Origin of the sequence: Paenibacillus pabuli NBRC 13638 (assembly GCF_001514495.1) — a bacterium.
GTDB lineage: Bacteria > Bacillota > Bacilli > Paenibacillales > Paenibacillaceae > Paenibacillus > Paenibacillus pabuli.
In genome coordinates, this window is sequence record NZ_BCNM01000011.1 from 108,705 (window position 1) to 134,797 (window position 26,093).

32 protein-coding genes are annotated in these 26,093 nt (G+C 44.8%); 20 read left to right on the forward strand and 12 right to left on the reverse strand.

Features of this window, described 5'->3' with window-relative positions:
* The first annotated feature begins 3 nt into the window (after positions 1-3).
* The 4 genes from PPA03S_RS15995 to PPA03S_RS16010 all read left to right on the forward strand — a co-directional run bounded on the left by PPA03S_RS15995 (position 4) and on the right by PPA03S_RS16010 (position 1,782).
* Entirely contained in the window at positions 4-501 is a 498-nt protein-coding gene (locus PPA03S_RS15995) for a hypothetical protein (protein WP_167666050.1), read from the forward strand.
* 161 nt (positions 502-662) lie between these two features.
* On the forward strand, positions 663-1,079 hold the full coding sequence (locus tag PPA03S_RS16000; protein WP_062324301.1) for a hypothetical protein: 417 nt from the start codon (positions 663-665) through the stop codon (positions 1,077-1,079).
* Positions 1,080-1,218: 139 nt separating this feature from the next.
* Positions 1,219-1,470 carry a hypothetical protein gene (locus PPA03S_RS16005; protein WP_062324302.1) on the forward strand — a complete coding sequence of 84 codons (252 nt, stop codon included), beginning with the start codon at positions 1,219-1,221 and terminating at the stop codon, positions 1,468-1,470.
* A 99-nt stretch (positions 1,471-1,569) separates the two neighbouring features.
* Positions 1,570-1,782, forward strand: coding sequence for a hypothetical protein (locus PPA03S_RS16010; protein WP_167666051.1), 213 nt, complete (start codon positions 1,570-1,572; stop codon positions 1,780-1,782).
* Between the two features lie 128 nt (positions 1,783-1,910).
* Here PPA03S_RS16010 and PPA03S_RS16015 read toward each other — a convergent pair whose 3' ends face one another.
* A complete protein-coding gene (locus tag PPA03S_RS16015) occupies positions 1,911-2,258 on the reverse strand; it encodes a DUF3221 domain-containing protein (RefSeq protein ID WP_062324304.1) in 348 nt (115 codons plus the stop codon).
* A 101-nt stretch (positions 2,259-2,359) separates the two neighbouring features.
* Here PPA03S_RS16015 and PPA03S_RS16020 point away from each other — a divergent pair, with 101 nt between their 5' ends.
* The 4 genes from PPA03S_RS16020 (at position 2,360) to PPA03S_RS33955 (ending at position 4,421) form a co-directional block, all read left to right on the forward strand.
* Positions 2,360-2,815, forward strand: a complete 456-nt coding sequence (locus tag PPA03S_RS16020; RefSeq protein ID WP_062324305.1) for a hypothetical protein — start codon at positions 2,360-2,362, stop codon at positions 2,813-2,815.
* Between the two features lie 181 nt (positions 2,816-2,996).
* Positions 2,997-3,473 carry a pentapeptide repeat-containing protein gene (locus tag PPA03S_RS16025; protein ID WP_062324306.1) on the forward strand — a complete coding sequence of 159 codons (477 nt, stop codon included), beginning with the start codon at positions 2,997-2,999 and terminating at the stop codon, positions 3,471-3,473.
* 72 nt (positions 3,474-3,545) lie between these two features.
* Complete coding sequence (locus PPA03S_RS16030; RefSeq protein WP_062324307.1) at positions 3,546-3,755, forward strand: hypothetical protein; 210 nt, start codon at positions 3,546-3,548, stop codon at positions 3,753-3,755.
* Between the two features lie 411 nt (positions 3,756-4,166).
* Positions 4,167-4,421, forward strand: coding sequence for an ArpU family phage packaging/lysis transcriptional regulator (locus PPA03S_RS33955; protein ID WP_245683637.1), 255 nt, complete (start codon positions 4,167-4,169; stop codon positions 4,419-4,421).
* Between the two features lie 128 nt (positions 4,422-4,549).
* Here the strand turns inward: PPA03S_RS33955 and PPA03S_RS32915 are convergent, their stop codons facing one another.
* Together PPA03S_RS32915 and PPA03S_RS16040 are read right to left on the reverse strand one after the other, a co-directional pair.
* Positions 4,550-4,726: a hypothetical protein gene (locus tag PPA03S_RS32915; protein WP_157284192.1), complete on the reverse strand. Its 177-nt coding sequence runs from the start codon at positions 4,724-4,726 to the stop codon at positions 4,550-4,552.
* A 27-nt stretch (positions 4,727-4,753) separates the two neighbouring features.
* On the reverse strand, positions 4,754-5,317 hold the full coding sequence (locus PPA03S_RS16040) for a hypothetical protein (protein WP_062324308.1): 564 nt from the start codon (positions 5,315-5,317) through the stop codon (positions 4,754-4,756).
* Positions 5,318-5,673: 356 nt separating this feature from the next.
* Between PPA03S_RS16040 and PPA03S_RS16045 the strand changes: the two genes are divergently transcribed.
* From PPA03S_RS16045 to PPA03S_RS16070, 6 genes are all read left to right on the forward strand, one after another.
* A complete protein-coding gene (locus PPA03S_RS16045; protein ID WP_062324309.1) occupies positions 5,674-5,934 on the forward strand; it encodes a hypothetical protein in 261 nt (86 codons plus the stop codon).
* 450 nt (positions 5,935-6,384) lie between these two features.
* Positions 6,385-6,639, forward strand: coding sequence for a hypothetical protein (locus PPA03S_RS16050; RefSeq protein ID WP_062324310.1), 255 nt, complete (start codon positions 6,385-6,387; stop codon positions 6,637-6,639).
* A gap of 213 nt (positions 6,640-6,852) precedes the next feature.
* On the forward strand, positions 6,853-7,350 hold the full coding sequence (locus PPA03S_RS16055; RefSeq protein ID WP_062324311.1) for a hypothetical protein: 498 nt from the start codon (positions 6,853-6,855) through the stop codon (positions 7,348-7,350).
* 940 nt (positions 7,351-8,290) lie between these two features.
* A complete protein-coding gene (locus PPA03S_RS33570; protein ID WP_174532140.1) occupies positions 8,291-8,644 on the forward strand; it encodes a hypothetical protein in 354 nt (117 codons plus the stop codon).
* Between the two features lie 63 nt (positions 8,645-8,707).
* Positions 8,708-8,839: a hypothetical protein gene (locus PPA03S_RS34270; protein ID WP_281189062.1), complete on the forward strand. Its 132-nt coding sequence runs from the start codon at positions 8,708-8,710 to the stop codon at positions 8,837-8,839.
* A gap of 194 nt (positions 8,840-9,033) precedes the next feature.
* Positions 9,034-9,315: a DUF6809 family protein gene (locus tag PPA03S_RS16070; protein WP_062324314.1), complete on the forward strand. Its 282-nt coding sequence runs from the start codon at positions 9,034-9,036 to the stop codon at positions 9,313-9,315.
* A 137-nt stretch (positions 9,316-9,452) separates the two neighbouring features.
* Here PPA03S_RS16070 and PPA03S_RS16075 read toward each other — a convergent pair whose 3' ends face one another.
* Positions 9,453-10,832: a right-handed parallel beta-helix repeat-containing protein gene (locus tag PPA03S_RS16075; RefSeq protein ID WP_157284196.1), complete on the reverse strand. Its 1,380-nt coding sequence runs from the start codon at positions 10,830-10,832 to the stop codon at positions 9,453-9,455.
* Positions 10,833-11,350: 518 nt separating this feature from the next.
* On the opposite strand from PPA03S_RS16075, the gene PPA03S_RS16080 reads away from it, so the two are divergent.
* Positions 11,351-13,333 (forward strand): ATP-dependent DNA helicase, encoded by a 1,983-nt coding sequence (locus PPA03S_RS16080; protein ID WP_062324315.1) that lies wholly within the window; start codon positions 11,351-11,353, stop codon positions 13,331-13,333.
* A gap of 135 nt (positions 13,334-13,468) precedes the next feature.
* On the opposite strand, the gene cysK is transcribed toward PPA03S_RS16080, so the two are convergent.
* The 4 genes from cysK to PPA03S_RS16100 form a co-directional block, all read right to left on the reverse strand.
* A complete protein-coding gene (gene cysK / locus PPA03S_RS16085) occupies positions 13,469-14,473 on the reverse strand; it encodes a cysteine synthase A (protein WP_245683638.1) in 1,005 nt (334 codons plus the stop codon).
* A gap of 402 nt (positions 14,474-14,875) precedes the next feature.
* Positions 14,876-15,259: a YhjD family protein gene (locus PPA03S_RS16090; RefSeq protein WP_062324316.1), complete on the reverse strand. Its 384-nt coding sequence runs from the start codon at positions 15,257-15,259 to the stop codon at positions 14,876-14,878.
* Positions 15,260-15,714: 455 nt separating this feature from the next.
* A complete protein-coding gene (locus tag PPA03S_RS16095) occupies positions 15,715-15,948 on the reverse strand; it encodes a hypothetical protein (RefSeq protein WP_062324317.1) in 234 nt (77 codons plus the stop codon).
* The gene (locus PPA03S_RS16100) at positions 15,945-16,982 is read right to left on the reverse strand and encodes a nucleotide-binding protein (RefSeq protein ID WP_062324318.1); all 1,038 of its coding nucleotides are present in this window, start codon (positions 16,980-16,982) and stop codon (positions 15,945-15,947) included. The genes PPA03S_RS16095 and PPA03S_RS16100 overlap by 4 nt, the downstream gene beginning before the upstream one ends.
* A gap of 961 nt (positions 16,983-17,943) precedes the next feature.
* Between PPA03S_RS16100 and PPA03S_RS16110 the strand changes: the two genes are divergently transcribed.
* Positions 17,944-18,666, forward strand: coding sequence for a YitT family protein (locus PPA03S_RS16110; protein ID WP_053784366.1), 723 nt, complete (start codon positions 17,944-17,946; stop codon positions 18,664-18,666).
* A gap of 187 nt (positions 18,667-18,853) precedes the next feature.
* Here the strand turns inward: PPA03S_RS16110 and PPA03S_RS16115 are convergent, their stop codons facing one another.
* Positions 18,854-19,327, reverse strand: coding sequence for a DUF2188 domain-containing protein (locus tag PPA03S_RS16115; RefSeq protein ID WP_062324320.1), 474 nt, complete (start codon positions 19,325-19,327; stop codon positions 18,854-18,856).
* Between the two features lie 223 nt (positions 19,328-19,550).
* On the opposite strand from PPA03S_RS16115, the gene PPA03S_RS16120 reads away from it, so the two are divergent.
* Positions 19,551-20,351 (forward strand): lipid II flippase Amj family protein, encoded by an 801-nt coding sequence (locus tag PPA03S_RS16120; protein ID WP_062324321.1) that lies wholly within the window; start codon positions 19,551-19,553, stop codon positions 20,349-20,351.
* Positions 20,352-20,573: 222 nt separating this feature from the next.
* On the opposite strand, the gene msrA is transcribed toward PPA03S_RS16120, so the two are convergent.
* A complete protein-coding gene (msrA, locus tag PPA03S_RS16125) occupies positions 20,574-21,536 on the reverse strand; it encodes a peptide-methionine (S)-S-oxide reductase MsrA (RefSeq protein WP_062324322.1) in 963 nt (320 codons plus the stop codon).
* A 243-nt stretch (positions 21,537-21,779) separates the two neighbouring features.
* Entirely contained in the window at positions 21,780-22,391 is a 612-nt protein-coding gene (locus PPA03S_RS16130) for a TVP38/TMEM64 family protein (protein WP_062324433.1), read from the reverse strand.
* A 201-nt stretch (positions 22,392-22,592) separates the two neighbouring features.
* Here PPA03S_RS16130 and PPA03S_RS16135 point away from each other — a divergent pair, with 201 nt between their 5' ends.
* Both PPA03S_RS16135 and yxiS read left to right on the forward strand, forming a co-directional pair.
* Positions 22,593-23,531: a Gfo/Idh/MocA family protein gene (locus PPA03S_RS16135; RefSeq protein WP_062324323.1), complete on the forward strand. Its 939-nt coding sequence runs from the start codon at positions 22,593-22,595 to the stop codon at positions 23,529-23,531.
* A 78-nt stretch (positions 23,532-23,609) separates the two neighbouring features.
* Positions 23,610-23,924, forward strand: a complete 315-nt coding sequence (gene yxiS, locus PPA03S_RS16140) for a protein YxiS (protein WP_062324324.1) — start codon at positions 23,610-23,612, stop codon at positions 23,922-23,924.
* Between the two features lie 35 nt (positions 23,925-23,959).
* Here the strand turns inward: yxiS and PPA03S_RS16145 are convergent, their stop codons facing one another.
* Positions 23,960-24,778, reverse strand: coding sequence for an AraC family transcriptional regulator (locus PPA03S_RS16145; protein ID WP_062324325.1), 819 nt, complete (start codon positions 24,776-24,778; stop codon positions 23,960-23,962).
* A gap of 199 nt (positions 24,779-24,977) precedes the next feature.
* Here PPA03S_RS16145 and PPA03S_RS16150 point away from each other — a divergent pair, with 199 nt between their 5' ends.
* On the forward strand, positions 24,978-26,090 hold the full coding sequence (locus tag PPA03S_RS16150) for a Gfo/Idh/MocA family protein (RefSeq protein WP_062324326.1): 1,113 nt from the start codon (positions 24,978-24,980) through the stop codon (positions 26,088-26,090).
* Positions 26,091-26,093 lie beyond the last annotated feature (3 nt).

A 26,093-nucleotide genomic window follows, 5' to 3' on the forward strand; every position in this document is an offset into this window, starting at 1 on the left:
TTATTGAAGATGCAAGCAGTGAATGCTGAAGTGCCAGAGGAAGATATTTATGCGATGCAGATTACAGCCTTGGAAAAGGGAGTCCATCCATACACAGGCGAGCCTGTATCCGATAAGTATGCTCAGATAATGTTGACTTCTCTAAAGTTCAGCCAGCTATTTATGGCATTTCAGATGGTTCGCGGGAGTATGCCGGGTCGCAAAGGGCCGTTTCGGTTGCATTCTTCTCATCCAGCTGTGGCGAAGATTAAAAAGAATTTGGAAGCGGCTGAAACGAGGAAAGCGAATCAAGATTCAGGTGTGAGGGGTGAAATTAAACTGCAACCAAGTGGAACTAAAGGTGAAGGTGACGCTCTAAAACGCACATTCCAAGTAGAAGGAACCAAAGTGGAAATAAACAGTGGACATGGTTATCGTGGGAGTGGACATGGAACAGGCAATGCTCAAGAATTGGCACTATGGATCAGATTGAATCCGTTATACTTAAAGATATGCAGTTAGCCAATAAGGCTAACATTGATTTCCCCAGACCCCCTAAAACCATTGAACGAACGATCCAAGTGAATGGGAAAACGATGGGCTATACCGTAACACAAACGCCAGATGGAACTTTAAGGGTTTCTACCTATTATCCCAAATAAAATATGAAGGGAACATAAACCTTGACTATACAAAAGATAGTAGAACAGCTGCATAAGTTGATTGATCAGGATTGGTCGAAATTTGATCAGGAAGAATTGAAAACGATGAGAGCGACTGTATACTCTTTGTCTAACCAACTCATATCCGAGATAGATCATACGAACGACTCTGATCATTTACTAGAAGCGATTAATTATGAGCTTACACAATTCTTTCTGCCGATCCCCTGTGTGACGAAGATGTATCAAAGATTGATCCTGTTGAATCCAACTAACTCGTCCAACTATGAATGGTTTGCGGATTATCTTTTACAATATGGTCCCGATTGGCAGGAAGAGGCGAATGCTTTAACCAAACTTTACACGAAAGAAGACTTTCAAAATGCTTGTGATTTTGCTCAAAAGATTGAGGGGACCAAAGACTTCGGGAATAAATAAATGCACAGACATCATCTCAACTCGTTACAGTAAAATGATTTAATATCCTTTATTTGTTAAATTCAAGGATGAACCCATAGGGATCGGTATGCTCCTCCTGAGGAGAATAATGAATTTCGATGCCATAGGAGGGAATGTAATGGCTTCATTTGTATTATTGTTGAAAGATTATGAAGATGATGAAAAGGTTATTTATCGTTTTGGTCCAAATGAACATGTCATGGGAAAGATTGAACTAAATAAAAAGAAGGAAACCATTCAAGAAGTGGTGCCAGTAGTAAACGCCAATAACGAGTCGAAGTTTTATTTCGATAGAGCGGCTCAAAGGTTGGCAAGATGTCTCTATCGTGAAAATGGACAATTTCCAGATAAAACAACATTTGAATCGTAAAGCAATGCAGATCGCGGTTGGTTATCTCACTTTCGAGGGTATATTTTTTTGAGGCTCTGACGAATGAACTGTTATGCAAAACAGTTTTCATCCTATCCTATGCCAGAAGAGCAAGAATACACTGGTGATCAGAAAGTGTGTTTTATTGGGAAGCCTCCAGATGATAAACAGGAGATTTATAAATTATTAGATGTGGTGAAAAAAGATTGGATTTACATTCTTAACTCACTGATTGTGAAACATAGATCATTTGCGAAGAACAACGAATGTTCAGAATGTGTTGGCATCATGAAACGAACAGCGGCTTGGTGAACAAAGTGTGTTATTGAGTAAAAAGAACCATGATAATCCCCCTTAGTCTTGGATTTCGGTTTTAAATTATAATGGCTCTTTTTTTTAATTTGTGAAGTTATTGCGGGGGATTTTCTCTAATGAGTAAATTATTCATTGATTTTTTCAATACTCACAACCGTTCTAATGGGTGGCAAGGATTCTTGTTGGTTAAAGTCAGCAGTGATTTTTACGCGTTGCCCTACTTCAATTGCCTCATAATTCTCTTTATCGACAAAATAATACGAAGCTTCCTGGTCTTGTGCTAGTTTTATAAAATCCTCAAGATGTCCATTTTCCAAATTTTCCTTACTTATATGTTGAAGAACAAGAAATTTGTACTTGTCATTTTCATCTGTTTTAAATACTACAGTACCCTCATAAATTGGATAATTCTCTTTCTCGTCCTGGTTAGAACAACCAGGAAGTACAATCATACTAATTAAGATGAAAAGCATTATTTTTTCATAATGAACCTCCTCGTAAATATTATATACCTACATAAAAGATAGGATGAAGTTTTTATCTCTAAAACATTAAGAAGATTGGAGATACGAACATGATTAAATATAGGTATACAATCGAATATAAAGAAGATTTCAACGAAGTTATCGTGGACCTAGGCATCGATTCATCGTTAAAGAATGGTTATCTGATTAGTAATTCTTTGGGATCGGATATATTTGGAGACTTCGCCACGATCCAGGAAGAGATCGGAAACTTAATCGAATTACTGAAAGGGGAAATAACGTTATATGAAGGTGGAGGGAATGTGAACTTAATAAAATCTGACAAGTCTTTTACAACTTTTGAAGATATCTTTGCAGAAGAAGATGAAGAGGACAGTACATGTGAAATTGAGACGTTAGACTATGTAAAGATACTATTGGTATGGGCAAAAGAGAACTTTCAGTATAAAAGCCAGCGAGGTGTTATCTTGAAAGAAGAAGCGGAATTAGCATTAGAGTGGATAAACAAAAAATATATTGAGGTCAGTGAGGTTGAGAGTCAATAATCGCAAAAGATCGTTGACCATGCTGATCGTTTATTAGAAACGATTAATGTTGAGCTTGGAGATTTTTTTCTGTTGCTCTCTTTTCAAAAATTCCAGAAAAATAGAAAGACGTCAGGGTGATTAGATATGGTGCAGTGTAGATGAAATAGACTTTCGTCATATCGATTTATCGGGAGATCCTTTGGATCAGGCTTATTTGACCGAATGTGCTTTTGATGGCATGAACTTAAAACATATGGACATGTCATCATCATTGTTATGTTCGTCCAGCTTTACTGACAGCAACATAGTAAATGCTGATTTCTATAAGGCGGATTTGTCTTATACCAATTTTACAGATGCAGATGCCCAAGGTACAAGGTTTGCCAAAGCGGATCTTTCTGAGGCCGTGTTTACAAATACAAACTTGACAAACGCCATGCTAATTTCCAGTTCTCTGTACCTTACAGATTTTCGCAATGTTAATATGAATTATGCAGATGTCAGTTCAGCATCGTTTAAAGGAACTTTGTTGCTCGGAGCTAACTTAACAGGGCTTAGGGGAATAGAAGAAGCCTTTATAAAAAGCATCAATATCGGCACGCCAGAACAGCCAAATATTCTGGTGGGTGAAGAAGCTATAAAGTGGTTGCAAGATAATAGTTTGAGTAAGGAATAGATTTTATGCTCGAACTTGCATAGAATGTGGTCTCACTAGATAAACTGCACTTCGGAATAGGGAGAAATGAAAATGGGAACTTCAGCGGTTATCCTAACAAAGAAAGATAAATATTCTCCAGAGCAGCTTCTAGCTGATACTATTGTTGCAGCTTTTCATTCGGAGGCAGCTCTCTATTTTTATAACAATAAGACGTATACAAATGAAGGAGAGTTCCTGTATACAACGCTGAATATTAATTATAACCCAATTGACCACAAGAAAATGGTCAATGACCAGTAAGGGGAAAATACTTCTTGAAAGCAAGAAAGACATGAAAAAACCTGGTCTAAAGTCACCCGATAGAGCTGACGCATTTGTTCTCACCTTTGGTGAATATTTGCTGGGAGCACCTCAGGCTATAATGCTTCCGTCTATAGGAAGTGTATCAGTAAAAAGGTAAAATGAAATTAATTGCTTTTACCCAAAGTTAGATGAGGAAGCCAAGAAAAAACAACTCACAAAAACATGCTTTTAACATCTGCCGATTGACGAGAAAGCTACCTGCTGCGCTGTGTAGGAGTATCTGGAGATTGTTCGGCAGTACCGGCAGATCAGTTTCGTGAGATGGGAGGCAGCAATCACGCTGGCATATGTTTACACCGATCTACAAATGCGATCAGCTAGCTAACGGAGAAAATTGCTATATATAATGTGGACAGAGAAGCAGAACTCATTGGGATGGATGAAGTACTTGAAATTGTAATGAACAGACTTTCAAGTTCGCCACGTGAAGTTATTCAGCGTAGTTACCTGGATAATGAGGGGGAGTTCGATTATATTAGCTGCGGAGAGATGGGAATCAGCGAAAGTACGTTTAGAAGAATTAAGCTTGAGGCATTGAGTATACTTGCAACTGCACTGGGCTTAGAAGTCATAAAAGACCAAGCAAAGGAAGTCGTTTGTTGATTCAATTAAAGAAGCAGAGTAGAACTGATGAGTTAACCAGTCTACCCTGCTTTTTTAATAAATTCAAAATATCGCTGCTATGGAAAGTTTATTAGATGTCCTAAGTATTGTTTACCCAGTGTCGATTGTCATTTCTTTTTAGTAGGCATTTTAAATACAAAAAACAATAATGATAACCAAAAGAACATTTGCGAAATTTTAACTAACCAAGTTGTTCCTTCACCGAACTCTTTTATATCAAACAAAATATCAGTCGCTGACACTAAACCTGTAATAATGAGTACAATCAAAGCTAGTAAGTACATGTTCAGTTTCACCTTCTTGATTTGATATTAGAGCAAGAAAAATACAATAGCTTTAGATGCAAAATCAGCCAACCATGCAGGCAGTCCAACTTGTTGTAAACCATAAGATAAACCATCTTCAGCGGTACCTGTAAAGTCTATCATCCAATCCAAAGCTGTCAATAAAGTTTGGTATCCGAGATATAATTTCAGAGTTGCTTTTGCACCATCTGTTACTGGTAATTTATCTACATACTCACTAATCGTTGCATTCCAAGCACGTGAACCAACGTTCTTAAGTTTAGCAGTCAAATCTTTAGCTACTTCTTTAGCAAGTTTTGTTTTCCATCCCTGCGTAGTAACATCGCCTGCAGTTGATTTTATGCCAAGCTCAGCTCCAACAGTTCTGAAAAGAGCATCATAATCTACTTGTCTCAGCTCTAGCTCAACTCTAGCGTCTATGACAATAGGGCCTGTCGGTAGTTCAATTTGTGTACCAGAATTAATTGAACTTTCATTTGCAACTTGAGCGCTTGCGAAAGCAGGGAGCGTGAATGAGGACAATAAGAGTGCGGATAGCGATGCGATACCCAGTTGCTTAACTTTTTTCATAGAATAAGACCTCTTTTCATATAATATGGTTGTTACAGGAATATAATAACATTGATTTCTATGTTTTGTATATATATGTAAATATTGTACTGTAATTATGTACTATTATCTTGTTTGGAAAGGTCTCATTCCAGATCTCGGTTAACCCAATAACGTGACTGTTTATTGAACGATTTATGAACGAATGATGATAGTTCGTTAGACTTTTGAAGTGATATATTTGTATTGTGGAAATCGAGCGAGAATGAAACGCACAGTTGCATGAAGCGGCATATGACTGGGGCGTTCCTCTTCTCGCCTTTTCTATTTGACCTTCTTCCGGTTTGAGATATATTTAAAACAAAGGAGATGGTCACATGACATTAGTGAGTTGGATAATTAATATGGTTGGAATAGTGATTTCCGGGATAGGTTCCTGGTATGCCTACAGGGGAGCACCGAGAGATACGATTGGTTTTGAAAATAATTATTCTTTTCCACACACCCGAGAAGAATCAAATGAAATGTTCGAAAAATACAAAGATCGTCAACAGTCCTCTCAACTTGGATTTAAACTTTTGATTATCGGATTTGCATTACTGGCAGTTGCTCAGCTATTTGTTTTTCCTTCTAACTGAAATTAACGAGTAAAACAGAGGATGAGGAAGAGAATGATAAGGATTGGCGCAGTGAGTTGGAGTTTTGAAGTTGACTGCTCTTTCACATGATCAGTAAAATGGTCTTGTTCTTCCTCTATAGTTACATAGTACATATGCATTTAAAGCAAAGAGCGCAGCGTTTTTGCGGCGACCGTTTCGGGCGATGCTTTTAGGGCGTAACGCTAACATCATACATATCACATTAAAGTCGTTCCTTCATGGATCGGCTTTTTTTATTGGAGGAATTGAAGTGATTAGCAGTATGAGACGAAAATGGAAACGAACTCGACCCAGAAAGCAGCGGGAGAAGTGCAAAAGGTTGTGTGGGGTAGATGGGATGAAGTGAAATCGTTCTGTAGTAGGCCAGTTTGTATAAAAGAGGAAAAACCCTCCTGATGTCGAATGCTGGTGCAGAGGAGGTGGTGAATCATGCCAAGAGTTTTTGTACACACATATAGAGCCCATAATAACGATTGGGAGAATGATTACTATGATTTTAGTCGAGTACCTAATAAGGCAGAGCTTATTGCACTCTCATCCAAGTCGCCTTGGTTTCAAGTGGAATTAGTGGTCCATATACCTTTCGAAGAGGATTTAGCAGCAGAAATTTATGCTGTAGAAGTCGATCGCGAAAAAGTTAAAATGCGGAAGTTGAATATAAAACCAGCGATTGAATTCGAATGAGCACCCATTGTGGTGCGTTTTCTTTTGCTCTTTTATGACAGAATGTGAGCTGATCTAAGCTTGTTTCCATGGATACGTCCGAATCAGGAACCATTCCATATAAGAGTGGAGAACAGCGTCTGAGTGAGTTTGCGCATGCATACATGCTCACCCAAACGTGGGAACCAACCCCAACGGCATTGAGATTCATGCTATACTTAATTCATGTAAGAGATGGGGGAAGTTCGTTGTAAGAGTATTTTCGATGAAGTAAAAACTAAATTCGGAAGAGACTTGGAAAGATTAAATGAAGAAAATGGGAAAATTGATAAAAGTATTAAACTAAAGATTGAAAGACTTCGAGAAATGTCTGAAGAATTATCCGTTAAAGCTTATCCTCTTTCTGAGGAGATAAAGGCTTATCTAGAAGAGGTAGAAAAATTTATAGAGAGTAGTTCACTTCAATTTAATGAAGCAGACTCATTTGCTGTCGAAATAAAAGAAGCGTGTAAAAAAAACGCTGCGAGTGGATGGTGTATGTCAACATATTTTCCAATTGGTACATATAGAAAGATAGCGGATAGTGTAGGTAATTTAAATGAAATAGATAGGCTTTTTGTGAATGAGTTTGAGTCGAATAATTTTGATCTAATATACACAGGAGAGAGACTTCATTATCAACAAGGTTGCTATCGGGAGCGAACTGATAAGCAATGTGAAAACTCTTCTTAATAGTAATGAAGATCCAAAGTCATTTTTGCATGCAATCAGCACTTCTGTTTTAACCTTGTTAAAAAGCAAGATTTTTAAATATAGCGAATTCAGTACGAGTAGACCTCCAATTATTAATAGGAACTGGGTGATGCATGGACGTGATACACCCTCTAATTGGAAAAAAAAGATATTTATAAATTGATCGCTTTAATCTCAGGCTTGAGAATGTTAACTATGCAAGTTCTAAATGAATAGTGGACATTTGAAGGATTAGCCGTCGTGCTGATCCTTTTTTTGTTTACTTCATCTGTTGAACATCTATTGAAGGTAGAGAACATGAACATCAGAATCGCGCCGATCGATCCGATTAATGTAGCAGTCTACAACCCCCGTGTTGGCCTTCAGCCAGGAGATTAGGGGTACGAAAAGCTTCACCGCAGCATAGAGGTGTTTAGTTATGTGGTACCCGTTGATTGGAACCAACGCCATTGTCATTATGAATGATTAAATCCGTAGTATAGTCACAGTAAGTCGATGCTATTATAAATACATAGAAGTATGAAGCACTTTAGAAGGTAAGGAAACTTTTCCTACCTTCTATTTTTATGTTTGGAGGTGAAACTTTGAAATGGTATCATAAAGCCATTTATTCATTTGCGAATTCGGTTCTTCCGGCTACTGTAAAGCGACAGATGATGGGTTTTGGTAGGATGACCTCAGCAAGATCGTCAAACGGATGGGATATATTCAATTGGCTCCCGAAAAAGTACCAGAGTACTCATAATATTGATCTGACCAAACTACAAAATCATACAGCAGAAGATTTGCTTGAGATCCTTGTGTCTGTTCATCCTGACATTTAACATGCACTCTACAACATTCTGCGCATGGGTGACATGCCGCTTACATTTACAGCAAAGAAGCAGAGTGGTACTACGATAAGATTGGGCAGAGGTCTTTGGATGAAATCAAGAATTTACTGGATACTCCACTTCCTTCACCTAGTTATCAGCATGGAAGGTCGCTAAATAAGCTTGATACAATTCAGCGGACGATGATCATGGTGCGTGGAGCTTGTGCTGGCGAAGTGGTTCTGAACGAGCGCTGTAACGATGTGGTTGATATCGTACCTGTTGACCCTGCGACAATTTGGTTCAGGAGAGAAAAGAAACGAATCGACTTGTATCTCGGCAATATGTTAAGAAGTTGTCCTCGTTCTTGTGAAGAATGGTTTGGTCAATATAAAAATATTAGTACGCTAACATTAATCTATAAAGATTTTGATCTTGTGCTTGATGTTTCTTATGGATAAACGCCTATAGCAAATTTGAAAGCTGAATGCATTACAAGGGACTATTTTGGCATTGCTTCCAGCATGAAAGAACTGAGCCGCGGGTTTGTAAAACTCAAGCTGAATCATTTGATGGATATGGTCTTCTTTCATCTGTCCGATTCAAAAGATAATCTGTACTGGTCTGATGATAATCAGCCAGCTTTATCAATATAGCCGTTGGAATGTCCAACTCGCCTCGTTCATCGTTGCTATATATGCGTTGACTACAGCAAGATAAGCTGCATTTAGTGTTTGAGGCATGGTTTAACTTTAACTTCGACTCAATGAAAAAAACACTAGCGGATTTCCCGCTAAATCCCCATGGTACCTCATCCCTTGATGTACAATCTTTCTGAGGTGACCTTACCATGAAGGATAACATATCAAACCTGATCGAGGATTTGTTTCACGGGAACCTGCGGTTGGACGAGTCAATTCATCCTGAGCAAGCTGAGTATCAGGAGATCAATCGCCAGATATCGGACCTGATGCAGGACTACAAAACACAGCTTACCGAGAACGAATACGATGCTCTGGAACAACTGATAGACTTGATCGGACAATTCACGTCCATGTATGTGGAAGCTGCGTTTGAGCAAGGTTTTCGCACAGGCGGCAGACTCATCATTGAGGTTTTAGGCAAAACGTGAGCGTGAGTATCTTTCAACCTAGAAGCCAGCAAACAATACACAGCAATTCAAAAATCCCCTCCTCCATTACCACCGCTTAGGCGGAATGGGGAAGGGGATTTTGCTTTTAATTACTCTTCTATTTTACCATCTTCCACCTACCGTGCCCCAATATTCGTACCCGCTGGTGTACCTGAACCAATCAAATCACTGCCGTTCGCAAGCTTGAGGAAATTGCCCAGGACAGGCGTTCCGTCCGCGCTACGTGTTACCGAAGGCACGAGGGAGACAAAGTCGGCTGCGCTGGCGAGCAGGCCTTTGGCGTTCTCGCTTTTTTTGTTCTTCCACCAGACGTTGGTGCTGCTGACGTCGGTTCCGCTCGTTTTGTCACTGGCGCCGCCTTGGAAGGACAGGTTGTTGGTGAAGATGTGGGTGCCTACATCGAAGGCAAAGTTGCTTTGCCCGTTGTTCCAGGAGGTGTTATTTTTCATCTGGATCGAACCGGGATTGCTGTTGTAGGTGAAGCCATGCTTTTTATTGTTAAAAGCAATACTGTTCTCGACGATATGATTCACCGCAATTTTCTCGCCGCCGAGCTTGAAGCCGTTGCCATCGCTGTCGGAGGTAGAGGTGCCGTCTGATGTTGCACCGTTCGCGTAGGCGATGCTGTTACGGATTGTGACCGCGCCAATGGCGCCTGTGTCCGTTTTGCTATACAGATCCCAGCCATCGTCCACGTTATAGGCCGCAATACAACCGTCGAAGACGTTGCCCGGGCCAACGGTCAGTTTGGCTGCAAAACCGTCAGCATCCTCGCCATTATCCGGGTCATAGTTATCATGGGAATACGAACGAATCACTTCATTATATGCAGGCCATTCACTCTTGGCGGCTGTGGAAGCATAACGTCCCATTTGAATACCCGTATCCCGGTTGTGATGAGCCTCGATCTGCTCCAGGCGGTTGTAGCTGCCCCCGATGAAGATGCCGTTATCACCTGCACCCTTCACCTCAAGCCCTTTGACGAACCAGTAATCTCCGAACATTTGCAGTCCACGATTGGTGGAAGCGAAGGCTTGGGTTGAGAAATCAAAGACCGGTTTTTCCGATCCATACGCCACCAGGTTTTTGCGTTGGCTCGATGTGCCGCTGTTGCCACGTTCAATGGTGATGGTCTGGGAGAAGCTATAAGTACCGCCGCGTAGATAGATCGTCTTGCCCGGTGCGATCTGGGTCAATGCGTTAGCGAGTGACGTAGGGCTGTTGAGTGTTCCCGGATTGCTGGACGAGCCGTTAGGGGCGACATAGAGATCATCCGCAGCAAGTGTCACACTTGAGGAAGCAGATGCTTCTGATGGATTATTTTGCAAGCTACTCTCGATCAGTTCCGCAGCACCAACCGACCCACCACTAATCAATAATAGAGGGAACGCAGCACTCAGACAGATATGGGCCATTTTTGATTTGAGGGAGCTTTCCTTCAGAGAACGCGCAGATCGTGCAGATACATGAGTGGATGTAGATGGGAATAACTTCATTACCTAGACCTCCTTGGTTAATGGGAAATAGAATGCGTGAATTGTTGCTGTATGCCGGACAGGTGAATCCATAGGGTGAGTCATTGCGGTTGGATGGATATCATCTGTACAGCACAGCTTCATGGTAAATGTTGTAAACGTTATCATCAATAATCATTTGCTCAGATCGGTGTACAAGCTGGTGTAGCAGGCTTCTCCGGTTCTAACGCCATGCATTGCACAGGTGGCACATAATCCTGCCATCGGTTCATCGCCCTCATTTAACAATCCATCCTCCCAAATGAATGTAAAAAGGCTCTCTTTTGTCCATAGATGACACCCAAACACACCCTTAATCCACCAAAATCAACCTCGGTATCCTGCGATGAAGGTGGGGAAGAGAGCATTTGTGACTTCAAAAATACGTCCTCCATTCAGGGTGTCAAAAAAATGTTGTCATTCACGTCATGACGTGAGATAATTAACTTTTGCCCTGCGGCCTTTTTTGAACGGAAAATGAAAGAGGACCGCGTCTAAGAATGGAGGCTGACCTAGGATTGTCTACACAACGTTATCCTTTTGCATATGATCCGGCTGAACCTTTTGTATCCCGTCTCGGGGAATGGGTAGCCGATGTTTTTTACGATATTTTGCCAGAGTCCGGCTTCGAGGTACGGGATGAACAGATTTTTATGGCGTACCAGCTCGAACGGGCCTATGGAGATAAAAAGACCATTATGGCGGAGGCTGGTGTCGGAACAGGCAAGACGTTAGTCTATCTGCTCTACGCGGTCTGTTATGCACGTTATACGGGCAAACCGGCGGTGATCGCCTGTGCCGATGAGTCCTTGATTGAACAGCTCGTGAAGCCTGGCGGAGATATTGCGAAGCTGGCTGCACATCTGGATCTGGAAGTGGACGCACGTCTCGGCAAGTCGCCGGATCAATACGTCTGTCTGAACAAATTAAGTGCAGTGCGATTTGCGGACGAGGACGCGCAGGTGATCGAAGAGGTGCATGAGAGCCTGCCAGACTTCGTGAATACACCGGGAACACTTCAGGCTTTCCATCCGTATGGTGACCGCAAACAGTATCCGCACCTGAATGATCGCCAGTGGAACAAAATCAACTGGGACCCGTTCCAGGATTGTTTTGTTTGTCCAAAAAGACAACGCTGCGGCCTGACGCTGTCGCGTGACCATTACCGTCGATCCAAAGACATTATCATCTGTTCCCATGATTACTACATGGAGCATGTCTGGACCTACGATGCGCGCAAACGCGAGGGACAACTGCCCCTGCTGCCAGAGCACAGCTCGGTTGTATTTGATGAAGGACATTTGCTGGAAGAAGCAGCCCTGAACGCACTGAGCTACAAACTGAAACACCGCATCTTCGAGGAACTCGTGACTCGCCTGCTTGAAGGAGAGATTCGTGAATCCCTCGCGGAGCGTGTGGATGAAGCGATTGAGAGCAGTGAACGGTTGTTTGCGCTGCTGGATACGTATACGGTAGCCATTCCCGGATCGGAACGGAAAGAAGTGCGGGTAGAACCGCCGCTGCTGCGTGAGATTGAACGGCTGACCAACGTATTGGATGCGATCGGCGAAGAATTGGTATTTGAGAGTGGATTGTTCTCGCTGGATGGTTATCAGATGCGTGTCGTGGAAGAGCATTTGGACATGATCCAGACTGCACTCGCGCTGTTCCGTAAGGAAGATGGTTACATCTGTTGGGCGGAAGAGAGCGAAGACGAAACGACCTTATCGATCATGCCGCGTACCGTGAAGGAAATGCTGAACGAGCGTGTGTTCAGTACCGGTATTCCAATTGTGTTCTCCTCCGCAACGTTATCTGTGGATAGCTCATTCCGTTATGTGGCGGACAGCCTGGGCATTGACGATTTTGTATCATTCTCGGTGGCTTCTCCATATGATTATGCGGACAAAATGAAGATGAAAATTACAGATGAAGCCATACCGGGTCACCCGGAGAACGAAAATCGCTTGCGTGATGCGGTGTCGTTACTTCAGGAGAGTGGAGGACGTGCACTGATTTTGTTCCGTACAATGGAAGAACTGCGTGCGTTCAAGCAGGATATCGTTCAGGTTCCTGAAGCAGAGGGTTTGCGCTTTATGTATGAGGGAGATCGGGAGATCAGCGACCTGATCGCCGCATTCCAGGAGGATGAGGAAAGTGTGCTGTGTTCCGTCAATCTGTGGGAAGGACTGGACGTTCCAGGACCGTCATTATCCAATGTCATGATCTGGTCACTTCCATATCCACCTCAGGACCCTGTCTTCAATGCAAAACGCAGTGCGTCGGCAGCACCTTACGAAGAGATCGATCTCCCGTATATGCTCTTGCGTGTGAAGCAAGGTCTCGGACGTCTGATTCGGACAAGCACGGATTCCGGTTCTGCGGTCATTCTCGATGAATCGCTGTATACCAAAAAGGAAGCCAAAGACCGCATTGCGGCCCTGCTTCCTGAAGGTGTGGAATGGACAACCCTGACTCACTAGTGCATATTCATATTTAGAATATTTAACTGGCTCCTTTCCAGAGTAAGTACTTGTACGCTGCGGATTCAACGTCCAGCTGTGATCAAGCGCTCATTTTGGAGAGGAGCCTTTGACTTGTGTAAGAGTTTTTCTTTGTTAAAAAATACCCATGCTCAAATACCGTTCCCCGGTATCCGGCGCAATGCAGAGCACCCGGTGCCCCGGCCCCAGTTCCTTCGCGATGCGAAGGGCGGCCCACACCGAAGCCCCAGAGGAAGGGCCAAGCAGCAGCCCTTCCCGGGCAGCAAGCTGCCGCATCGTATCCAGTGCGTCCTCATCGGACACCTGGATGATGGCATCCCATACGTCGGTATTCAGGATGTCCGGAATGAACCCCGGACTTGTACCGACGAGCTTGTGCGGTCCAGGCTCGCCGCCGGACAGCACCGGAGAACCTTTTGGCTCCACCGCATAGATGCGAATATCGGGTAACTGCTTGCGCAATTCTTCCCCGGTTCCGGTAATGGTTCCGCCCGTTCCCGCAGTCGCAATGAAGGCGTCCAGCTTGCCTTCCATCTGCTGCATAATTTCGGGAGCCGTTGTGATCCGGTGAATATCGGGGTTCGCCGGATTCTCGAATTGCTGCGGAATGAAGCTGCCGGGAATGTCGGCCTGAAGCTCTTTCGCTTTGCGAATCGCACCTGGCATCCGCTCCGCAGCAGGGGTGAGCACCACATCTGCGCCGTAGGCTTTCAGAATGTTGATGCGCTCCTTGGACATATTGTCCGGCATGATCAGAATGGCTTTATATCCTTTGGCGGCGGCATTCATCGCAAGACCAATCCCGGTATTGCCGCTCGTTGGTTCGATAATGGTAGCACCAGGGAGCAAGTGTCCCGCAAGTTCAGCCTGAACGATCAGGTTGTACGCTGCGCGGTCCTTGACGCTGCCGCTTGGATTGAAGTACTCCAGCTTGACGTATACATCAGCGGAGTCGCTGCCTGTGAGTCGGTTCAGTCGGACGGCGGGGGTCTGGCCGATCAGTTCGGTGACATCTGCGGCAACGAGTGGATGGCGGGGTGTATCATTTGGTGAATGCGAATTTGAAATTGAATTTACATGTGAATTTTTACTTGAACTTGAATTTGAATTCAGCTCCATGATGTACAACTCCTTGATTGATAAGACATGGAGAGCGGTCCGTTTAAACTCAGGTCCTGCTGAACAAGTCTGTCCGCCGTTAACAGGGGAAGGCTTGTTTTGCTAGCAGGAATGAATTTTAGTTCATATCGGTTGAAATGGTTGGACATCTCTATTCCATCTTAATGAACACAGTCTCCCCGGGTCAACTTGTTTCATTTAAGGCGAAGGGTGTCGATTCAGCCGGTGAAGCGAGGTCAGAGGAGTCAAGATCGTAAGGGGAGCGGAAATCTGAATTGGAGTGAGCCTACTTATAGTCTCCCTACTTTGGAAGCAGGGAGACGGGCAGCAGAATATTTGGAAGTAGGGAGGCAGATTATAATCAGCTCAATCAGGTCTGGAACCAATATGGTCAGGGTTGCATCATGTCTGCGTCAGGTCCATATCCAGATGCCGACTAAGTTCTTTTTTGACTTCATTCCGCGCAAACGTCCACAGCATATAGAATCGCTGCACATATCCTCTGCACAAATACTGCGTTTCAATTCCATCAACTTGTCGTTTCTCCTCCAGAACTTTGACACCACGGGTTCTCATCTGTTTGCGAAGCGTCAGCATTTCCTTGAGTACATTATTTTGAATGCGTGTCAGGGACAGGATGTAGACTTCCGGCATTTTGAGCTGCAGCGTATCCAACGTGCGAATATCCCGTTCAAGCACATCCAGCAGGAGGGTGCGCACCACCATGCTTTTGATCAAACGATGGTCTTCATCCGCAGGGGATGGGGCGGAAGGGGAGGATGACATACTTTCACTTCCTTAACCTTGAATTCAGACATGTTCTTGTTTACAGAACGTATGTTCTTATATTATAATCAATATATGCAATGATGATACACAATACAACCGAGAATTATTGGAAGTACCCCATAACCCTTGTATGCCGAGGTTGAAGGGGATGAAATAGGGACAAGTCTTCTCCAAAATAAGGTATAATTTTTGGGTTTTGCAGGAAACCTAAGGGCATAAAGAAACGACCTCATGGGATGCAAGCTATTACGGAAGTAGTTATGGGAATGAATCGGAAGAAATGTATCACATCAGAAATTACAAAAAAATGAATGAGAAAAGCTTATCGTAGCTCTATGGCCGGGAAGAACAGCTCCTTTTGTAAAAGAGCCACAAAAAAGCCCCTGCCTTGGGCGGCGGGGCCAGATCATCTGCCGAACCAGACGGCAGAGTTGTATATGAGCATAAAGCGGTTAAGCCAGATACTGAGGCTTCTCGTATAGAGCCTCTTTTTCCAGAATCACTTTGTAAGGTTTTTCCTTTCCCTTCAGCGAAGGGCCAATCGTTGTCAGCGGTACGGCCGGTTTGTGGAAACGATCTTCTTCCTTGGGTTCCGGAACCGGTCGTGATGATTCGGGCGCAGAACTGAGGCGTACCTTTTTCTCGCTGCCCCAGCGCTTGCTTATTTTTTTCGTTTCCGGTTTCATTCCGGTTCGCCTCCTAACAAATCGTTGATGGCGTTGAACAGATGACGGTTCTCCAAATCCATCTGCTGAAATATCGCCTCATCCGCTTCAATATGTCCAATAATGTGGACTGTAATGACATACCTCTTGGCTACAGGATAGCATAGCAGATACTCTTTCTCAAGGTAGTCGTCGTAGAGATTGATCTTGATTTTGTTCTCCCGATAAGAATCAATAACCAGAATTCGCTTCGGATCATCAGGCTGTTTGTCGTCGTTGGCGGACAAGTTATATTTTCTTCCCGGTTCCCCCACATTACCACATAATTGTTCAATATGACCACTGTCATCTGTCCGGTATATGGCAGTCCCGCGCACGGCAAATGGGGGGTGAGAGACAAAGGCAGTACGAAGTGCATCGCTCATTCGTTCGAGCATCTTGGCATCTGCTTTGCGGGTGCGCAGCAATTCCCTAAAGAACCGCAGCAACTTGAGCAGTTGCAGCCGCGCTTCTCCTTCAGTCCGTTTATGCGACTCAAGAATTTTTTCCACTTCAGGATCGCTCCAGCGTCCCTGTTCTTCAATGCTGTCTGCGATTTTGGAACAAGCCACCGAAACGGCTGGCGCCCATTTCCCGTCTGAACGAATTTCATAAACGAGTGGATTTAAGCCCAGCAGGTCAGTAGGCATGCGTAAACCTTCGATCTTGGAAGCGTCTTTGATGTCCGTAATATCCTCAGGAAGAATGAAAAAAATACGCTTTCGTCCCAAGCGACCCATAAACAAACCCATTTCCAGCATTGTATTATCGCGGACAGAGGCATAGTACTTCCCGCGAATTTTGGATATATCATCCGGATGGAAAATAAAAATGGCAAAGTCAGTCGTACGTACTTCTGCTTCCAGATCATCCATGGTATAACTGCTTGGATTAAACACTCCGGAGTACCAAGGGGTAACTTCGGCCGAGAAACGCAAGTTTTCGTGTACTGCGGCTGCAATCGGCTTCGCTTCCAGCGAGCAGCCAATAAAGACTCTTGGCTTTAACGTTTTCATCAATCCGCCTCGCTTAAACGGTAGTGGGAATCAATTGTTATATTATACCATAAACAGCAGAGTAAGTCTGGAAACGTTTAGATGGACCAAGATTAAGCCGATTACGTTTGCTATAGTGTATGTGCAAGAGGGAGATGATTCCTTTAAAATCCGCGCAAAAATAAAAAATGGACCCAAATTGTCACAGTTGGGTGACTGGACAGTTATATTTGGAAGCTTCAGTCATAGAATGAAGGAGCAGGTAGCACCATTCGTTAGAGAAGCTTGTCCTGGTGTGGCTGTTTGACGGCTCAAGCAGGCCAGAGTGTGCTTTTTGCGTGTATTTGAAGGGTCTGCTGTTTCGACCCAATCACATCGGTGTTATATAATAGAAGAACAAGCAAGTTAGCTTTGGTGTTTAAGCAGAATGAACGATTACACGTTTTGAATCATGTTGAACTTACATTCACACAGGAACGAAGAGTGCAGAACCCGTCTGTAGAAGCGAAGCGTTCGCCTGAAAGCTTTCTGAAAGAAAGCTACTTCGAAAGCATAAGCTATTCAACGAATTTTCCCATTTGAAATATGGGATCAGAAAAATTCGTGGATAACAGCGATCGAAAGAGAGTACTGCAATCGAAGTGGGTTAAGTGTGATATCAGACGTTCGACTTTGTGCATAGTGTAATATTTCAATTTGTTTAACCAAGCATAGCTAACCACCAACAGACAGAAAGGATCAGGATACCATGAGTTCCCGAAGGATAATCTCCCCAAGGACGATCTGGAAACGTTACGATCTCTCTTACACTTAGCGCCCCTTGTAGAGTACATCACCGTAAAGAATAAAACGGCTGACTCTGCGAAAGAGGGGATTGGAATGAATACTATTCGAAGGACAAATACGATGATTTCTTCCAGGCTTGCCTTTTGCAGGGTACGGTCGGTGCAAACCAACCTTTACAAACTGCGAGGGAACCTGAATGAAGAGAACATCGTTAACCTTACAACAAGTTAAGACAGAGGCGGGAAAGTTCGCCATTATGCTGCTCGGAACCTTTATTTTGGCATTTGCCTACTATCACATTAATTTTCAGAATCATTTATCGGAGGGCGGATTTGTCGGTCTGGCCCTGCTTGGAAAATACGCGACAGGCTTATCACCTGCGATCGGCATGCTGCTGCTGGATATTCCAGTCATGATTCTGGCCTGGTTCATCAAGGGCTGGAAGTTCATGATCCAGGCACTGCTGGGTGTGGCCGCATTCTCATTGTTCTATGACGGGTTTGAACGATACTCTACCCTGGTCATTCCGTTTCACGGCAATCTGTGGATTCCGGCAGTCCTGTCCGGTGTTATCACCGGCGTGGGAGCTGGTATGGTGCTTCGATTCGGAGGAGCGACAGGCGGAGATGACATTCTGGCCGTGCTCATTAGCCGCTGGAAGGGTTGGAAGCTGGGAACGGTTTTCTTTGTCAGCGATGCGTTTGTACTTGGATTGTCGCTTTTCTTTCTACCGGTAAAAGAAACTTTATATACCATTCTGGCCGTATGGATTGCCAGCAAAGTGATTACGTACATGGTCAGTTTCCCGGCTCGCCGGACGGTTACGACCTCAGCTGTGAAGCTGCCCGTATCAACTGCAGCTAAAGTAGTCAGCGGTGCTTCCCAACGAGCTCCGGTGGCTAGAGGCGTATCACATTAAAGTACCAAACCACCTTACTTCTGAATGAACGATCTCAGGTTAGGTGGTTTTGTCTTACAAAAAAGCCCTTTTGCATGCTTGATGGGAATGAGCTCCCATCAGCCACAAAAGGGCTTTTGTCAGATCAGCAGGTTGACGGACAAACAGGGTATGTTCCCTAATCCATCAATCTATAGCACAGATGAACTCAAGGTTTGATGGAAGAGGCAATCTGACCATCTTCATTATGAATGATAGCCCGGATGTTCTGCTTTTCACTCTTTTCCTTGGCCGCATCTACGGCCTCAGCTTTGGTATGGAACGTGGAGAGAGGTTTGGATTTCCCTTCCTCCTTGATGGCCCAGCCGGAGTCCGTAGGGACGACATGAATATTGTCATGGCTTTTGGAAGAAGAGACCGGCTCGGAATGACGGTGCTCCGATGAGGATTTTCCATGCTCCGATCTATGGTCTGATGGAGAATGTTTCGGATCCTGCTTCGAATTTTTCGTTGTGGGATGATTCTCATCCCATTCTTCTGCTTTTGCCGTAGCAATCGCTATGGCGCGCCCTTCCTCGTATCCGTCATCCAGCAGTGCGTTGGCAATATCAATGGCTTTATGTCTGACACGAGGCTCCAGATTTTTCATGGAAACCGGATAATCCTGTTTGTTCCACGGCATCGTAATTCCCTCCTGTAAAGTAGTAAGTTAGTTTTATATTACCCTGTAGAGGGATGGATAAACGTATATTTTGGAAGGGACAAGATGCATAAGTCGTAGCTATCTCACATTTTTTGTTAGAGATGGTTTGACCTTTTCTATACTTTTATATGGACGAGGAGTATAATACTCCCATATCCAAAAAGTACAAAATACGATTAGAGGAAGATAAGGAGATCTACATATGTTTAGTCTGAGTCTGGCCATTCCGATGCTATTTACGATGCTTATTCATGCCGCTGACAGTCTGTCCTATGCGCTGCGCCTTGGGGGATTGCGTACTCGCAGAATAGCGCTGGCTCTGTCTCTATCCGGAATTTTGCTGCTGGTATCCCGTACTTCCAATATGGCGCAAGGACCGATGGTGGGCAATCTGGTGGATACCGCGACGAGTGGAGGGAATCCGCACTTTGCCGCGCAGCTGCACTGGCTTATGGGGGCGGCTACTGTAGGGACAGCTCTAGCTATATTATGTTTCCCAACCATGGTGAAGCTCGCATCGAGAATGGTCGTGCATTTTGAAGCAGCCGGCTCCATTCCGGTGATGGTTCGCGGTATGCTGAAGCGGAGCAAGATTAGGAACGCAGCGTATTACATTACCCCGCCATCATGGAAGATGGCCAAACGATTAGTACAGCACGGAATGCCAAGACGGCTAATGATGCTGAATGTAGCGGTGACAGCAATTTATACAACTGGCGTTCTGTCCAGTCTTTACGCTGCCTATCTTTTTCCGGGGCAGGCTGTTGCAGCATCTCAATCGACTGGATTGATTAACGGAATTGCTACCATTTTGCTGACGATTTTGATTGATCCGCGAATTTCTCTCCTCAGTGACAAATCACTGCGCGGTGAGATCCGATTGGACCGAATGAATCAGATTTATGGCTGTATGCTCGTATCCCGTCTATTCGGGACTCTCTTGGCACAGCTGTTACTAATTCCATTCGCGTACTGGATTGGTTGGATTGTAAGTTCGATGTAAGCCAGTTTCAAACTATATACAAAAAAGCAAAAGAAAAAGGGCTTCCCATATGTCATGAACATGACGGGAAGCCCCTTTTTAGTCTAAATTAATGTCTAACGAACGGAGCACAAGCTAATAGCTCCAATTCCCTCAAGTTTGCATTCCACATGAATTGTCCTTTTAGGGTGCGGTCGATTCGTTAGCATCTCATTAAATTCCGTTGCTTCATTAAACCATTACTTAATTAAACAGTACGGCGTATTCGGCATATCCTTCTTTTTCAAGGTCTTCTTTGGGTACAAAACGAAGGGCCGCGGAGTTGATGCAATAACGCATGCCCCCAGCTTCAGCAGGGCCGTCATTGAACAAGTGACCGAGATGGGAATCCCCTTCCCGGCTTCTCACTTCGGTACGAATCATGAAGTGGCTGAGATCCGTTTTTTCCTTGACGTTGTAGTCACGCAATGGACGGGTGAAGCTTGGCCAGCCGCAGCCGGAATCGTATTTGTCAGTGGAGCTGAACAGCGGCTCACCAGACACGATGTCCACATAGATTCCATCCCCGTGGTGATCCCAGAATTCATTATGAAACGCCGGTTCAGTCGCACTATTCTGTGTCACTTCGTATTGGAGCGGTGTAAGACGCTCTTTCAGATCGCTTTTATCCACTTTGCCTGACCAGTTGCGCTCGATAAAGTCCTGACGACCAGAACCTTTGCTATACCGTTTGTAGTGGGCAGGGTTTTTGCGATGGTAATTTTGGTGATGTTCCTCTGCTTCGTAGAACGGTTTCGCTGGCAAAATCGGTGTGAAGATCGGTTTGTCAAAACGTCCACTTTGCTCCAAAGCTGCCTTGGAAGCTTCCGCAATTTGGCGTTGTTCTTCACTGTGGTAGAAGATGGCTGTCTGGTAAGATGTTCCGCGGTCATGGAATTGTCCGCCTGTATCTGTTGGATCGATTTGCTGCCAGAACAGCTCAACGAGCTTCTCATAAGGGAAGATGGCCGGGTCAAACGTAATTTGAACCGCCTCTACATGTCCTGTCGTTTCCGAGCAGACCTCCTCATAGGTTGGGTTCTCGGTGTGTCCGCCTGTATAACCCGATACAATCTTATGAATGCCGGGCAATTCCTCAAAGGGGGATACCATACACCAGAAGCATCCTCCTGCAAAAGTTGCTTTTTCAATTGCTTGTTGTTCCATGCTATATTCACTCCATTTCTGATGAAGATCCAGCGCGCCTGTTCGAGTTGTTGCTCCTCTTGTTTTGGACATTCGTCCAAAGCTGAAAGTTGCTCCAATTCGATCACTCGCTCCAGCAATCTACGGTTTTATTGAAACTTGTTAACACAAGAATATGGCTTACTCTTCTATTATATCCTGAATTGGCAAGTCAACCAAGCCGGATCGTAAGCGGGAGGACAGAATGGCCTCTGAACCTTCGATTCATATCTTTTTACGCGTACGCAAACGAAACAAGAGCAATATAACTGCCATAAGCAGCAGATATCCGGCAAGGATCAGCAGACTCAGCCAGATGGATGTGTCCGCTTGGGCACCTGCATAGGCAAAAACAAAAATCGCAGGCAATTTGCCAATCGCGGTAGCCAGCATAAAGACCCAAAATGGCGTGTAGGTAATGCCTGCATAGATATTGACCGCCATTTGAGGGACAATCGGCAGCAGACGCAATGACATAACACCCATGAAGGGATGAGTTTCCATCCAGGTCGTGAATCGATTCAAACCTCGGATGTTTTCGAGATAGGATCTGGCCTGAGATCTGAATATCGTTCTTGCTCCCATGTATACCAGCAGTGCAGCAAGCGTGGTTCCAAGCCAGCAGATCCAGGCTGCTGTTACAGTACCATAACTATAGCCAAAGGCAATGATGACGATCTTGTATGGAATGACGGGTACAAGAGCAAACAATGTCGCCATGGCGAGTAAAAGCGGGATGGACTGGTGCAAGTCCGTCCAGGCCAGCAGTTCATATCTGTAAATAAACGTGACTCCGGCAAGTAAAACATATAAGAGGAGCCATAACCATTTTCGCAAAATTCCAAACGCTCCTTTCAGATCAGAAAGGGTCTGACTGCTTCCAATCTGTTTTGCTATTCCTCTAAAGTTTACCACGGTTCCAACCAAGGATGAACAATTCGTTCCGCCCCCACCTGCAATCACTGGCATGTTGCTGTCTGAAGGGTTACACTATAGGACGTAGAAATATAGAACTCATCTGAAGGTGGAATGATCATAATGGAAACAACCAAGCGAACCCGTGCTGCGATCATCGGACTCGGGGATATTGCACGTAAAGTATATTTGCCGCTGTTGACTGCCCACTCGCATGTGGAAATTACGGGGATTATGAACCGTTCTCCTGAGCCGGTGAAGGAAATACAGCATACGTATAGATTGAACAATGGAACAACGGAGATGAAAGAATTGTTGTCTTGGGATCTGGATGCGGTGTTTGTACATACAGCGACAGAAGCTCATTTTGACATCGTTATGCAATGCTTGGAGCGCGGGCTGGCAGTGTACGTGGATAAACCACTGTCCTATACGTTACGTGAGTCGGAGGAGATGACCGCTTTTGCTGAAGCACAAGGTCTGCTGCTGGCGGTAGGTTTTAACCGGAGATTCGCACCGTTGTATCAAAACGCGAAGGAATGGATGCAGGCTGGACAAGGCTTTGAATCGCTGACAGTCACTAAACATCGGACAGGTATCCAGGATCGTCCTGCTGCGGAAACCATCTATGACGATCTGATTCATATTCTTGACCTGATGTTATGGTATTCGGATCACAATGTGCAGCTGCTCCATCAATGGATACGTAAAAATGACTTGGACCGTCTGTTGCATGCAGCTGGATCAGCCAAGCTGGGCAGAACGGCATATGGCAGATTCGATATGGTGCGCCAAGCAGGAGCGGATATGGAGAAGCTTGAGCTGTATGGCGGGGGAAGATCGGTAGAAGTGCTAAACATGGAAATAGCGAAGTATGAGGAACGCGGTGAACAGGAACGCAAGGAAACCTTTGGCAGCTGGGAAAGTATTTGGACCCGAAGAGGATTCACGGGAGCGATTGATCAATTTTTGGCAAATCTCGAAACCCCGGATGACTGTGCCATCAGTGCGAGTCACGTTATGGACAGTCATGATTTGGCTGAACAGATTATCCGCAGTTAATCTGCAGAAGTCCTTGCGGGAGTGTATACGGAGCTTTTCGCACTAATGATCATTAAACAATATTGGAGGAATAATACGATGGATGAGTATGAAAAGGAACGCAGCAAACAGATTGAAGAAGCTGTAATTGAAAGCTATAAACAGGAAGAGGAAATGATGATTCTGGTATTCGCCCAGTGGTGTGTCAATCACGGACTGGACCCGGAAGAGATGTACCGGCAAGCCTACCCGGATCAACTGAGCAACGAGCGTTTGCAGCAGGTGCTGAAGCTGGTTGTGTCCAAGGAGGAAGCCGGTGACATTCCGGACGATACGGTACTGGGTGTCTTGTCCATGTTCGGCAATGAAGATCTTGCCATGGTGGTATCCGAGGCGATCGCCGCGCGCAAATAAGTTTCAATTACGTATAATACGTAAGAATGTAGCGACTACATCTGTTCCCGGTGAATGACCCTGAATTCTTTGGGCGACATGCCAAACCGGGACCGGAATACCCGGTGAAAATACGTATAGTTGTTAAAGCCGGAAGATTCAGCTACATGTTCAAGTGTCATCGGACTGAAAATGATCCGTTCCCTGGCCATGTTCAGCCGTACATCAAGGGTATATTGCATGATACTTTTGCCAAACGCTTCTTTGAAAAGATGTACGCCGCGTGAAACGCTGATTCCAATATGCGCAGCTATATCTTCCAGCTTGAATAGAGAAGAAGCGTTCTCCTCAATATAACTTTTAATCTCATACGCCACATAGTTGGTATTCGTAATGGTCGGATGCTCCGAGAGCAAACGATCCACTTCAAGACATAGAATGCGCATATAATAACTGGCGATTTCCGGGTAGGGATTGGAAATACGGCGCTGCTCCAGTACGAGCTGTCGAAACAGGGTAAGCAGACTTTCGGTCAGCTGCACCTTGATCCGGTTCGGTCTCTTGTGATGGTTCCACCACTCATCCACCCAGTCCCCATTGAAGAAAATGTGGTAATCACCACTCTCCACTAGGCTTTCACCCATGGGATTTTGTTCTTTGTCTACTCTTAGTTCATACGGCTCATCGGGACTAAACAGAAGCAGATCACCCGTATCCACGAGCGACATGACGCCGTCTACACGGGCTCGGCAGCGTCCATCTGTCTGGAGCCTCATCAGGTAATTCTTTACTCCCTCAGGATGCAAGCCTATATAAGGTTTGCGGTGAAACGAAAAGCCTGCTGTGAGAACCTGGCAGGAATAATCAGTCGGCATTGGCATACTCCTTGCAATTTGAAAAATTATGACCAGATAGTTCATGTTTTAATCATATTATTCATTTTAATTGAAGCCGAAACGGAATACCATAGTATTAAATTCAAGCGCAAACATCCAGCACAACCTTTAACCGCAAACCATCCATTACAATTTTGCAAGTACAGTTCTCACCATTCATAAGGAGATGAACATCACCGTGGAGAAAATGAAAGCAGGAATTATTGGTTGCGGTAACATTAGCGCCATTTATTTGGAAAATTTAAAAGATAACCCCCTAATTGAAATTGTGGCGGTTGCGGATTTGATCCGTGAACGGGCACAGGAACGGGCTGATGAATTTAATATCGCAAACGTTTACAATGTAGATGAGTTGCTGCAAAATAATGAAATTGAACTTGTGCTGAACCTTACGGTTCCTGGCAGTCACGCCATGACGGATCTGGCTGTACTTGAAGCAGGCAAACATGTGTATGCCGAGAAGCCGCTCGCGATTTCTCTCGAGGATGGCCGCAAAGTTGTGGAGCTGGCCGAGGAAAAAGGATTGTACATTGGCTCGGCACCGGATACCTTCCTTGGATCAGGCATTCAGACGGCCCGCAAGGCCATTGAAGAAGGACTGCTTGGCAAGCCGATCGCGGCTACTTCATTCTTCATGGGCGGAGGGCCGGAGGCCTGGCATCCAAATCCGGAGTTCTTTTATGTCGCTGGGGGCGGACCCATGTTCGATATGGGGCCGTACTATCTGACAGCCCTGATCACGCTTCTTGGACCGATTCGCAGAATCAGTTCCTCCGCAGGTGTGCAAATCACGGATCGCGTCATTGGCTCCGGACCGAAGGAAGGCACGCCTTTACAAGTGCAAACGCCTACACATTTGGCAGGAACCATTGACTTCGAGGAAGGTGCCATTGCAACGATGATTACCAGCTTCGACATCCGGGGCGCTTCGGATTTGCCGAGAATTGAAATTTACGGTACGGAAGGCACGCTGAGTGTACCGGACCCTAACTTCTTCAATGGGGAAGTCAAGCTGCGCAGATTCGGTCAGGATACATGGGAAACCGTGAAGCCTGCTTTTGAAAGCAGACAGAACGAGCGCGGAATCGGCGTGACGGAGATGGTCGAATCCATTCGTGCTGGGCGCGAACACAAGGCTAGTGGCAAGCTTGCTTATCATGTACTTGAAGCGATGCATGCGTTCCAGCGTTCCTCCCTCGAGGGAAAACACATCCAGTTAGAGAGCACGTATGAAGCCGTAGCAGCAGCCCATACAGATGAAAATCAGTCAGAGGTTGTACAATCACACTAATGG